We start from the raw sequence: 12,485 nt of genomic DNA on the forward strand, positions 1-12,485 counted from the left end.
GCTCCACGGCAGCGCGTGTGTGCGCCTGGCGGTTTTTCCGACGACTCTTTTTTCCAAGGACTCCTTATGACTACTGCCCTGCAAGGCTCCCTGATGGTCGATATCGCCGGCACCTGGCTGACGGCTGAAGATCGCCAATTGTTGCGCCAGCCGCAAGTGGGCGGATTGATCATCTTTGCGCGCAATATCGAGAGTCCGCGCCAGGTTCGCGAACTGAGCGCGTCGATTCGCGCGATTCGTCCCGATCTGTTGCTGGCGGTCGACCAGGAAGGGGGCCGGGTACAGCGGCTGCGCCAAGGTTTCGTGCGGTTGCCGGCGATGCGGGCGATTGCCGACAACCCGAATGCCGAGTATCTGGCCGAACAGTGCGGCTGGCTGATGGCGACGGAAGTTCTGGCGGTTGGGCTCGACCTGAGTTTTGCCCCGGTGCTCGACCTCGATTATCAGCGCAGCGCGGTGGTCGGCAGTCGTTCCTTCGAGGGCGATCCCGAGCGCGCGGCCTTGCTGGCCGGGGCGTTCATTCGCGGCATGCAGGCGGCTGGCATGGCGGCTACCGGCAAGCATTTCCCAGGCCATGGTTGGGCCGAGGCGGATTCCCATGTGGCGATCCCTGTCGATGAGCGCAGCCTGGAAACCATTCGAGCCCATGACCTGGTGCCGTTCGCCCGGCTGAGCCAACAGTTGGCTGCGGTGATGCCGGCCCATGTGATTTATCCACAGGTCGATGCGCAACCTGCCGGCTTCTCGCGGCGCTGGTTGCAGGAGATTCTGCGGGGCGAGCTGCAGTTTGACGGGGTGATTTTCAGTGATGACCTGTCCATGGCCGGTGCCCATGTGGTTGGGGATGCCGCCAGCCGTATCGAGGCGGCGTTGTCGGCCGGTTGCGACATGGGGCTGGTGTGCAATGATCGTGCTGCGGCGGAGCTGGCCCTGAGTGCGGCGCAGCGGCTCAAGGTGACGCCGTCGCCGCGGATTGCGCGGATGCGCGGGCAGGGTTTTGCGCGGACCGATTATCGCCAGGAGCCGCGTTGGCTGGAGGCGCTGGGGGCGCTGCGGGACGCTCAGCTCATCGATTGAGTTGTGGTGCGGTTGAGGGTCTATTCGCGGGCTTGCCCGCGAAGCTTTCAGGGACGCTCAGCGCCCGGCTTTCTTGTCCGGCAGCGGCGCGAACAGCGCTTCGATGTCCTCGTTCTGTAACTGCCAATCTCCGGCCTGGCGCCCGTCGAGCACGCCGGCGGCCAGGTCGGATTTCTCCTGTTGCAGGTGCTGGATCTTTTCCTCGACCGTGCCTCGGGCAATCATCTTGTAGACGAATACCGGCTTTTCCTGGCCGATCCGGTAGGCTCGGTCCGTTGCCTGGTTTTCCGCCGCCGGGTTCCACCACGGGTCGTAGTGGATCACCGTGTCGGCTTCTGTCAGGTTCAGGCCGACCCCGCCGGCCTTGAGGCTGATGAGGAAGATCGGCAGCTTGCCGCTCTGGAAGTCTTTCACGGGCGTGCGTCGATCGCGGGTCTGGCCGGTCAGCAAGCCATAGGCGACATGGCGCTTTTGCAGTTCTGCCTCGATCAGCGACAGCATCGAGGTGAATTGCGAGAACAGCAGGATGCGCCGACCCTCGGCGAACAGTTCCTCAAGCATGTCCATCAGGCTGTCGAGCTTGCCGGAGGCGCTGCCGCGGGTTGGCAGGGTGGCGCCATTGACCAGGCGCAGGTCGCAGCAGACCTGGCGCAGTTTGAGCAGCGCCTCGAGAATGATGATCTGGCTGCGGGCCACGCCCTTGCGGGTGATTTCGTCGCGGACCTTCTTGTCCATGGCCAGGCGCATGGTCTCGTAGACGTCACGCTGCGCCTCGTTGAGTTCGACCCAGTGGATGATTTCGGTCTTGGGCGGCAGTTCGGTGGCCACCTGTTCCTTGGTCCGGCGCAGCAGGAAGGGTTTGATGCGACCGTTCAGATGCTGCAGGCGGACTTCGCTGGCGTGTTTCTCGATGGGCACGCGGTAGTCGCGGTTGAAGCTCTTGGCATCGCCCAGCCAGCCCGGCAGCAGGAAGTGGAACAGCGACCAGAGTTCGCCCAGGTGATTTTCCAGCGGCGTTCCGCTCAGGCACAGGCGCTGGCGTGCATCGAGTTCGCGGGTCGCCTGGGCGGCCTTGCTGCCGGGGTTCTTGATGTATTGCGCTTCATCGAGCACCAGCACGTGCAGCGGCTGGGCCTTGAACTTTTCGATGTCCTTGGGCAGCAGGGCGTAGGTGGTGAGGAGCAAATCGTAGTCGCCCAGTTGCTCGAAATGCTTTTTGCGCGCCGTGCCATACAGCGCCACGACCTTGAGCTGCGGGGTGAAATGCGCGGCTTCGTCGAGCCAGTTGGGGATCAGGCTGGTGGGCATCACCACCATGCACGGGCGGTCCAGGCGTCCGGCGTTTTTTTCGCTGAGGATGTGCGCCAGGGTTTGCAGGGTCTTGCCCAGGCCCATGTCGTCGGCGAGGATGCCACCGACCTCCAGCTGCCGCAGTGATTGCATCCAGCTCAGGCCCTCCTGCTGATAGGGCCGCAACGTGGCGTTCAGACCAGCGGGAGGGCTGGCACTGTATTCGCGGATATCGCGCAACCGTTGCGCCAGGCTGCGGATCTGTGCACCGCCTTCCCACCGCAGCGGCAGCCCGTCGAGGGGATTGAGCCGGGTGGCGTCGGCCTTGCTCAGGCGCAGCGTGGTGCTGCCGGGTTCTTCCAGGTAGAACTCGCCGAGGGTGGTCAGTACCGGCTTGAGCCGTCCATAGGGCAGCGCGACCTGGAGTGGGCCGTGGCTGCCGCTGGGCGAGGCGGGGATGTTCACCAGGATCAGTTCGTCGTCGCGGCGCCGGGCCAGTCGCTCGGGGTTGAGCAGTTCGGTATGCGAACGCATCAGGTTGAGCAGGATCGGCAGCAGGCTCAGGCGCTCGCCATTGACGATGATGCCCAGCTCAAGGTCGAACCAGTCGCGCTCGGGGGCTTCATCGACGGTGGCGTACCAGTCGTCGACGGTGCTCAGGTCGAAGCCGAAATCCTCGTCGATCTGCAGTTCCCAGCCCAGCTCGCGCAGGCTCGGCAGTTCGTTGAGGGTGAAGTTCAGCCAGGCGCTGTCGTTGACCATCTCGTACAGTTCGCCGGCGCTTTCCGGCAGGGCCTTGCTTTGCCGGGTGGCGATTTTGAAGCCGAGCCGGCGCAGGTGTTCGCGACAGGCCTTTTCCGCTTCGGTCTGGCGCTTGATGCGCAGGCTCTGGTGCTCCTGGCGCTGGATGATATCGGCGTTTTTCTGGCCGCTGACGTATTCACCCAAGTAGTTGAAGGACAGCGCCGCACGGTGCTGGATATAGCGTTGCATGCGTCCGTTGCGGGGTTCGAAGGCGCTGAACTCGACACTCGCCAGCCACAGTCTTGGTACCGGAGTGACGTCGTCGAGCCGTTGCTGGGGCGGCGGTGGCGGTCGCGAGTTGAGCACCGCCTGGAGCTTTTCGAGCAGTGCGGCGTCCTTCTCGGCGGCCGGGTAGGCGAGGGTTTCCTCGACTTTCAGCAGTACCGCAGCGGTGTGTTTGCAGTTGTGGCGGACCGGGCAGGTGCAAGCGGCATCGACGATCAGCAGGGTGCCCTTGGCTGACTCGCGAAGATGGATGGTCTGGCGGTAGACATTCCCGCCAGAGCCCTCGCAACTGGCGGTAATGGTGCTGTCGCCGGCTTCGACGATCCGCACCCGGTTCTCGATCGCATAGCGTCGACCGCGTTCCAGACTCTGTTCCTTGAAGCGGCTGACCCATGAGGGTGCAAGCGGCTTCGTCATGACGGGCGTCAGGGACGAGGGCATTGCGTTTTCACTGGTCCAGGTTCTGCGACGGGGCTTCGCGTTTCGAGGCGTTCAGCGAGGTCACCTTGAGCAACAGGGCGAGATGGCCGCTGTCGAGGAAGTTGAGCTGGCCGTTCTTGGTCTGGCTGGTCTGATTCAGGCGTTCGCTGTCATTGACCACGCCGTTGCCATCGAAGCGGTTGACCCAGAACTGTGCCTGCACTTCTGTGAAGCGCTTGAGGGTCAGGCTCAAGGTGCCCTCCACCGGGAACTGGCCGAACTGCTCATTGCCTGCAGTGATCGAGACGATGCTCGGTTGGTCGCTGAGATTCTGTTGCCAGGCTTTGTGCAGCAGCACCTCGTAGTTGCCGCTGGCCTCGAGCTTGGCAACCATGTCGTTCAGGCTGGGCGTGCGCTCGTCTGCGGCGGTAACCGCTTTCGCGCCCTTGGCCCAGTCTTCCGGAGCCGGCTGGCTCTGGAAGGGTTGTTCGAGGTTCTGTCGCACCAGGATCATTTCGACCTGGTACGGCTCATCGGCAAAGGCGGTCGGAGCAAGCAGGGCCAACAACACGGCCAGCGATGGGATCAGGCGCATACGGCGTCCTTATCAGGCAGATTTCGGGGTGAGGCGCTCCAATAGCGCCTCCAGTGTATTAAAGCGTTCTTCCGCGCGTTCCATCGGCACCATGAACTTGAACAACGTGGCACCTTCGAATTTATAGCGGTTGGGTTGCCCCTGGATCAGCTTGATCAGCACCAGCGGATCGACCGGCGTGTCTGCGGTGAACTCGATGCGTCCACCCTGCGGGCCGCCATCGATCTTCTTGATCCCCAATTGCTCGGCCTGCAGCTTGAGCAGCGTCAGGCGTACCAGGTTCTTGGTCGGCTCGGGCAGCAGGCCGAAGCGGTCGATCATTTCCACCTGCAGATCCTTGAGACCCTCTTCATCGGTCGCCGAAGCGATGCGTTTATAGAGGATGAGGCGCGCGTGCACATCCGGCAGGTAGTCTTCGGGAATCAGTGCCGGCAGACGCAGGTTGATTTCCGGCCCGCCACCGAGCGGCTGGTCGAGGTTCGGCTGTTCGCCCTTGCGGATGGCCTTGACCGCGCGTTCGAGCATTTCCATGTACAGCGTGAAGCCCACGGCCTGGATCTGCCCGCTCTGGCCGTCGCCCAGCAGTTCGCCGGCACCGCGGATTTCCAGGTCGTTGGTGGCGAGGACGAAGCCGGCGCCCAGGTCCTGGGTGTTGGCGATCGCTTCCAGGCGCTTTTCCGCGTCTGCGGTGATCTGCTGGCGACCCGGCGTCAACAGATAGGCATAGGCCTGGTGGTGACTGCGTCCGACCCGGCCGCGCAACTGGTGCAACTGGGCCAGGCCGAACTTGTCGGCGCGTTCGATGATGATGGTATTGGCGCTCGGTACGTCGATGCCCGTCTCGATGATGGTCGAGGCGATCAGCACGTTGAAGCGCTTGTGGTAGAAGTCGCTCATCACCTGTTCGAGTTCGCGCTCGCGCATCTGCCCGTGGCCGATACCGATACGTGCTTCCGGCACCAGTTCGGCGAGGTCGGCGGCGCACTTCTCGATGGTTTTCACGTCGTTGTGCAGGTAATAGACCTGGCCGCCACGCAGCAGCTCACGCAGCAGCGCTTCCTTGACCGTGCTCTTGTTCTGCTCCATGACGAAGGTGCGGACCGACAGCCGGCGTGCCGGCGGGGTGGCGATGATCGACAGATCGCGCATGCCCGACACGGCCATGTTCAGCGTGCGCGGAATCGGCGTGGCGGTCAGGGTGAGGATGTCGACTTCACTGCGCAGGGCCTTGAGCTGTTCTTTCTGGCGCACACCGAAGCGGTGTTCCTCGTCGATGATCACCAGGCCCAGGTTCTTGATCTTCACGTCGTCCTGCAGCAGCTTGTGGGTGCCGATGACGATATCGATCTTGCCTTCGGCGAGGTCGGCCACGGCGGCGCTGACTTCCTTGGCGGACTTGAAGCGGCTCATCACCTCGACAGTCACCGGCCAGTCGGCGAAACGGTCGCGGAAGCTGTTGTAGTGCTGCTGGGCGAGCAGGGTCGTGGGGACCAGGATCGCCACTTGCCGACCGCCGTGCACCGCGATGAAGGCGGCGCGCATGGCCACTTCGGTCTTGCCGAAACCGACGTCGCCGCAAACCAGGCGGTCCATCGGTTTGGCCGCGAGCATGTCGGCGCGCACGGCCTCGATGGCGGTCTGCTGGTCCGGGGTTTCCTCGAAGGCGAAGCCGGCACTGAAGGTGGCGTAGTCGGCTTTCGGGTCGTTGAACGCATAACCCTCGCGGGCGGCGCGCCGGGCATAGATGTCGAGCAACTCGGCGGCAACGTCGCGGACCTGTTCGGCGGCCTTGCGCTTGGCCTTCTGCCAGGTTTCCGAACCCAGTCGGTGCAACGGCGCGAGGGCATCATCGCTGCCGGTGTAGCGGGCGATCAGGTGCAGGTTGGCCACCGGCACGTAGAGTTTGGCGCCCTCGGCATATTCGAGGGTGAGGAACTCGGCGGCCTGGTTTTCGATTTCCAGGGTCGCCAGGCCCAGGTAGCGCCCGACGCCGTGATCGATGTGGACCACCGGCGCGCCTTCGCGCAGTTCGGTGAGGTTCTTGATCACCGCGTCGTTGTTGGCGTCGGCACGTTTTTCCCGGCGCCGGCGCTGCATCACGCGCTGACCGAACAGCGGGCTTTCGGCGATCAGCGCCAGTGCCGGGTCGTCGAGGACCAGGCCGTCGTCCAGCGGCGCGATGGTGATCGCCAGGCGTTCCTTGCCGGCGGCGAACTCCGGCCAGCTGTCGACGGTCTTCGGGCGCAGCTTGAGACGTTCGAGCAACTCCAGCAGGACTTCCCGGCGACCGGCCGATTCGGCGGTGAACAGCACGCGCCCTGGGAACTGGTCGAGGAACCCGGAAAGCGCCGCGAGTGGCTGGTTGGCCTTGGCCTCGATCGCCAGGTTCGGCAGTTCGCGGGCGGCGAAGCGTTCGCGGCCGACGCCGGTTTCGACATCCTGTTGGCTGGCGATGATCCGGGGCCAGCTTTTCAGGCGGGCGAAGCACTCTTCCACCGGCAGAAACAGCTCGGCTGGCGGCAGCAGTGGCCGGGTCGGGTCGATGCGACGTTCTTCGTAGCGATTGCGCACGTCGTTCCAGAAGTTTTCCGCAGCCTGTTCGATACCCGGCAGCGAGAACACCTGGGTGTCCTGGGGCAGATAGTCGAACAGCGTCGAGGTCTCCTCGAAGAACAGCGGCAGGTAGTACTCGATACCGGCGGGCGTAATTCCGCTGTTGAGGTCCTGGAAGATCGAGCAGCGCCGGAAGTCGACGTCGAAACGCTCGCGAAAACGCGCCTTGAAGCGGATCAGCGCTTCTTTCTGCAGCGGAAATTCCTTGGCCGGCAACAGGCGCACCGAGTCGACCTTGTCGATGGAGCGCTGGTTTTCCGGGTCGAAGGTGCGCAGCGTCTCGATCTCGTCATCGAACAGGTCGATGCGATACGGCAGCTTGCTGCCCATCGGGAACAGGTCGACCAGGGCACCGCGCACGGCGAATTCACCGTGTTCGTACACCGTATCGACGCAGCGATAGCCGGCTGCTTCCAGGCGGGTACGCATCTGCTCCACGTCGAGTTTCTGGCCGACATCCAGCACCAGGCTGCTGCCGAGCAGGAATTGGGTGGGCGCCAGGCGGTGCAGGGCGGTAGTGATCGGCACCACCAGCACACCATGTTCCAGTTCCGGCAGCCGATAGAGGCTGGCGATGCGCTGGGAGATGATGTCCTGGTGCGGCGAGAACAGATCGTAGGGCAGGGTTTCCCAGTCCGGGAAATGCAGCACCGGCAAATCGGGGGCGAAGAAACTCAGCTCCTGTTCCAGCCGTTCGGCACTCTGGCTGTCGGCGGTCAGTAGCAGGGTGAAGCGCCTGGCGGCGCTGGCAGCCTCGGCAATGGCCAGGCTCAGGGCGGCACCGGGCAGGTTGCCCCAGTGTTGTTTGCCTGTTGCAGCAGGCAGTAGCGGTAGGCGCAGAACGGGCACGGAAGGTTGAGCTCCAGCGTTGCGACGAAAGTCGTCAAGTGTAACGGTCCGGAGTGCCACCTGTCAGTTGCAGACTGTCTCTATTGCAGGAAGAGGTAAATGTGGTGGCTATGACAAGAAATAGCGGTTTTTTCGGGATTATGTAGTGCTCAAGTGTACGGGTGTTTCGGAGGGTTACGGACAACTGATGGAGTTTGCACCAAAATAAGGCGCCCTGGAGCCCGCGTATTTACTGGTCTGCGTCGAGGTATGGATTTTTCAGGGGCGATTTTGTGTGATGAAGGATGACAGTCGCGCATTGCTCGCAGCGCGACTCGGCTGCATAATGTAGCCCCTTTTTTAAGCCCCTACATGTGGAAGGTTCCCGTGACTCAGAAGCCCGACCAGTGTCTTGGTGAGTGGATTGATCGTGAAGCACTTGCAGAAGCGATGATTCCACTGATCGGTCAGCTCTACCGCAATAACAATGTGGTGAGCTCGATCTACGGCCGCAGCCTGATCAACCAGTCTGTCATCGCGATTCTCAAGGCGCACCGCTTTGCTCGCCATCGTCAGAGCGATGATGCCGAACTGTCCGTCCACGAGACTTTCCCGCTGCTCAAGGCGATGAGCGAGCTCAAACTGGGTGCCGCTTCGGTGGATCTGGGCAAGCTGGCCGTGAAGTTCAAGCAGCAAGGCAACGGCCGTACTGCCGAGCAGTTCGTGCGCGAAGAGCTGGCTGATGTTGTAGGTCAGCAGAACGCCACTGCTCGCAAGGGTACCGATGTGGTGCTGTACGGCTTCGGTCGTATCGGTCGCCTGTTGGCCCGTATCCTGATCGAGAAGACCGGTGGTGGCGACGGCCTGCGTCTGCGCGCCATCGTCGTGCGCAAGGGTGCCACCAACGACCTGACCAAGCGCGCCAGCCTGCTGCGTCGTGACTCGGTGCATGGTTCGTTCAATGGCACCATCACCATCGACGAAGAAAACAACACCATCACCGCCAACGGTAACCTGATCCAGGTGATCTACGCGAAGAACCCGACCGAGGTGGACTACACCCAGTACGGTATCAAGGACGCCCTGCTGGTGGACAACACCGGTGTCTGGCGTGATGCCGAAGGCCTGGGCCAGCACCTGGCCTGCCCGGGTATCGACCGCGTGGTCCTGACCGCGCCGGGCAAGGGCAAGCTGAAGAACATCGTGCACGGTATCAACCATGGCGAGATCACGTCCGAGGACAAGATCGTTTCGGCGGCGTCCTGCACCACCAACGCCATCGTTCCTGTGCTGAAGGCGGTCAACGACAAGTTCGGTATCATCAACGGTCACGTTGAAACCGTTCACTCGTACACCAACGACCAGAACCTGATCGATAACTTCCACAAGGGCGATCGCCGTGGCCGCAGCGCCGCGCTGAACATGGTCATCACCGAAACCGGTGCTGCCACCGCTGCTGCCAAGGCATTGCCTGAGCTGGCCGGCAAGCTGACCGGTAACGCGATCCGCGTTCCAACGCCGAACGTGTCGATGGCGATCCTGAACCTGAACCTGGGCACCGCCAGCACCCGTGAAGAGATGAACGAGTACCTGCGCTACATGGCGCTGCACTCGGATCTGCACAAGCAGATCGACTTCGTCAATTCGCAGGAAGTGGTTTCAACCGACTTCGTCGGTTCGCGCCACGCCGGTGTGGTTGATGCCGAGGCGACCATCTGCAACGACAACCGTGTTGTTCTGTACGTCTGGTACGACAACGAATTCGGTTACAGCTGCCAGGTAGTGCGCGTGATGGAAGACATGGCCGGGGTCAACCCGCCAGCGTTCCCGCGCTAAGCGACTGGAAATGAAAACGCCCCGACTTGTCGGGGCGTTTTTTTTGTGCCTTGCAGTGGCTTTGCGGGTGGCTCTGTTCGCGGGCAAGCCCTGCTCCTACAAGGTGAGGGCGTCGCACACCGGTACCTCATGCGCAGCCAACCTGCAGGAGCAGGGCTTGCCTGCGAAGCTTTACCTCAGGCCGCAGCCTGCGCCGTGCGCAGTTCATGCTTGTTGCCATGGAACAACACCAGGGTGGCAATCAGCCCCAGCACCGCCGCGCCAGTGAGCCAGATGCCCGGTGCCGCCTTGTTGTCCAGCACATGGATCAGGTAGGTGCAGACCGCCGGAGTGAAACCACCGAACGTTGCGGTTGCCAGGCTGTAGGCCAGGGAGAAACCGGTGGTGCGCACCTCGACCGGCATGATTTCGGTGAGCGCCACCACCATCGCACCGTTATACGAGCCGTAAAGGAACGACAGCCACAGTTCGGCGATCAGCAGGTGGCTGAAGCTCGGGTCGGCGACCAGCCAGGACAGTACCGGATAGGCGGTGAGGATGGCCAGAATGGTCGCAGCCAGCAGCAGTGGCTTGCGGCCGATCTTGTCGGAAACGGCACCCATCACTGGCAGCCAGAAGAAGTTCGACAGGCCGATGCAGACGGTCACCAGCAGCGCATCGAAGTCCGACAGGTGCAGTTCGGCCTTGCCGAAGGTCGGGGTATAGGCCGTGATCAGGTAGAAGGACACCGTGGTCATGACCACCAGCGCCATGCCGGCCAGTACCAGGCCGAAGTTCTGGCCGATCGAGCGCATCACTTCCCGCAGGGTCGGGCGATGTTTACGCGCCTGGAACTCTGGCGTTTCCTCTAGCGAACGACGGATGATGAAGATCGCCGGAACGATCATGCAGCCGACCAGGAACGGTACGCGCCAGCCCCATTCACCCATTTGCTCTGGGCTCAGCCAGTGGTTCAGGCCTACGCCCAGCAAACCGGCGAACACCACCGCGGCCTGTTGGCTGGCAGACTGCCAACTGACGAAGAAGCCCTTGCGGCCCGGTGTCGAGATCTCGGCCAGATAGACCGAAACACCGCCCAGTTCCACGCCGGCGGAGAAGCCCTGCAGCAGTCGGCCCAGCAGCACCAGCAGGGGGGCGGCGACGCCCAGGGTCGAATAACCCGGCACGCAGGCAATCAGCACGGTACCGGCGGCCATCAGCGCCAGGGTGATGATCAGGCCCTGGCGGCGACCGTGGCGGTCGATGTAGGCGCCGAGGAAAATCGCCCCCAGCGGACGCATCAGGAAGCCGGCACCGAAGGTCGCCAGCGAGAGCATCAGCGAAGCGAATGCGCTGTCGGTCGGAAAGAAGGTTTTAGCGATGGCCGTGGCGTAGAAGCCATAAACCATGAAGTCGAACATCTCAAGGAAGTTGCCACTGACAACGCGAAAGATCGCCTTGCCCTTGCCTGTATTCGAGGCCATTTTTATTTACTCACTTTGGCTGTCTTATTAAGCAATCCTGCGTTTTGCTCGTCCTTACTGACTCTTTCAGGCATGCACACGCTGGCAGAACAGTATTGTAACGATATGTGTATTACCGTGACTGGGCAACAAAAAAACGAGCTTACTGGCCAAATGGCACAAGCCACGGATTAGAGCGCTTGGCTGCGCATTTGAGGCGAGTACAAGTCATTGATGTCACAAGGGATAATGAGCCCGCGAGGATCGGGCGCATAATGCGCGGCTTCGAACCGTACTTGTGCGAGCCTATGTCATTTCTTCAGCATTTCAGGATGGCCTGGCGCCGCCCCGGCCCATGGCTGGCGGGTGTGATTCTGGCGCTGTTATCCGGCTGCGATGGGCGGGATTCGCTCGAGCGCTTTGGCGGCCCGACCATGGGCAGCACCTATTCGATTCAGTACGTGCGCCGTGCCGGTGGTCCGTCATCGGCTGACATCAAGGCTGAAGTGGAGGCAATTCTCAGGCGCGTCGACCAGCAGATGTCGACCTATCGGGCTGATTCGGATATCGCCCGGTTCAACGATTTGCCGGCCAACCGGTGCCAGCTCATGCCGCTGTCTATTCTGGATCTGGTCCGCACGGGTGAAGCGCTTTCACAAGCCAGCGAGGGTGCCTACGATCTGACGGTCGAACCGCTGATGAATCTCTGGGGCTTCGGCCCGCAGGGGCGTGAGGAAAAGGTGCCGGACGCCGCGCAACTGGCAACGGTTCGCCAGCGCGTCGGCCATGCCCACTTGCGTATCGAGGGCGATCGACTGTGCAAGGATGCGCCGGTGGAGGTCGACTTCGACAGTATCGCCGCAGGCTACACTGTGGATCTGATTGCCGCGCGGTTGGCGGCGCTGGGTATCGACAGTTTTCTGGCCGAAGTCACCGGCGAGCTCAAGGCGGTAGGGCGCAAGCCCGATGGCAGCCCCTGGCGCGTCGCCCTGGAGGAGCCGCGGGACGATCGGCAGGTCGCGCAACGGATCGTCGATATCGACGGCTATGGGGTTTCCACTTCAGGTGACTACCGCAATTATTTCGAGCAGGAGGGCAAACGTTACTCCCACACCTTCGATGCCCGCGTCGGTGCGCCCGTCAGCCATGAGCTGGCAGCGGTCACGGTGATTCATCCATCGACGCTGATGGCCGATGGCTTGTCGACGCTGTTGCTGATCCTCGGGCCGGAGCAGGGATGGGATTACGCAAAAAAACACGATATCGCCGCATTTTTTGTGATTCGTGCCGATAAAGCTTTCGTCACACGAACGAATCCGGCATTCGACAGGTTGTTGAAGGCGACAACGCCTTAA

Annotated in this window: 7 protein-coding genes; 3 read left to right on the forward strand and 4 right to left on the reverse strand. The window is 62.3% G+C overall.

Translation table 11 applies throughout. From position 1 onward, the window contains the following. The first annotated feature begins 78 nt into the window (after nucleotides 1–78). Nucleotides 79–1,077: a beta-N-acetylhexosaminidase gene (gene nagZ, locus BLU37_RS16945; protein ID WP_172833117.1), complete on the forward strand. Its 999-nt coding sequence runs from the start codon at nucleotides 79–81 to the stop codon at nucleotides 1,075–1,077. Between the two features lie 57 nt (nucleotides 1,078–1,134). Here nagZ and BLU37_RS16950 read toward each other — a convergent pair whose 3' ends face one another. From BLU37_RS16950 to mfd, 3 genes are read right to left on the reverse strand one after another with little or no spacing between them, the layout of a single operon-like run. After that, on the reverse strand, nucleotides 1,135–3,813 hold the full coding sequence (locus BLU37_RS16950; RefSeq protein ID WP_408003601.1) for a DEAD/DEAH box helicase: 2,679 nt from the start codon (nucleotides 3,811–3,813) through the stop codon (nucleotides 1,135–1,137). Between the two features lie 31 nt (nucleotides 3,814–3,844). Then, complete coding sequence (locus BLU37_RS16955; RefSeq protein ID WP_010449598.1) at nucleotides 3,845–4,411, reverse strand: CsiV family protein; 567 nt, start codon at nucleotides 4,409–4,411, stop codon at nucleotides 3,845–3,847. 12 nt (nucleotides 4,412–4,423) lie between these two features. Further along, nucleotides 4,424–7,873: a transcription-repair coupling factor gene (gene mfd, locus BLU37_RS16960; protein ID WP_090206808.1), complete on the reverse strand. Its 3,450-nt coding sequence runs from the start codon at nucleotides 7,871–7,873 to the stop codon at nucleotides 4,424–4,426. Nucleotides 7,874–8,224: 351 nt separating this feature from the next. Between mfd and BLU37_RS16965 the strand changes: the two genes are divergently transcribed. Then, nucleotides 8,225–9,688, forward strand: coding sequence for a glyceraldehyde-3-phosphate dehydrogenase (locus tag BLU37_RS16965; protein ID WP_090206812.1), 1,464 nt, complete (start codon nucleotides 8,225–8,227; stop codon nucleotides 9,686–9,688). Nucleotides 9,689–9,864: 176 nt separating this feature from the next. Here BLU37_RS16965 and tcuC read toward each other — a convergent pair whose 3' ends face one another. Beyond that, nucleotides 9,865–11,151, reverse strand: a complete 1,287-nt coding sequence (gene tcuC / locus BLU37_RS16970) for an MFS transporter (protein ID WP_090206815.1) — start codon at nucleotides 11,149–11,151, stop codon at nucleotides 9,865–9,867. Between the two features lie 311 nt (nucleotides 11,152–11,462). On the opposite strand from tcuC, the gene BLU37_RS16975 reads away from it, so the two are divergent. Beyond that, nucleotides 11,463–12,485 (forward strand): FAD:protein FMN transferase, encoded by a 1,023-nt coding sequence (locus BLU37_RS16975; protein WP_090210958.1) that lies wholly within the window; start codon nucleotides 11,463–11,465, stop codon nucleotides 12,483–12,485.

Source organism: Pseudomonas asplenii, from assembly GCF_900105475.1.
Taxonomy (GTDB): Bacteria; Pseudomonadota; Gammaproteobacteria; order Pseudomonadales; family Pseudomonadaceae; genus Aquipseudomonas; species Aquipseudomonas asplenii.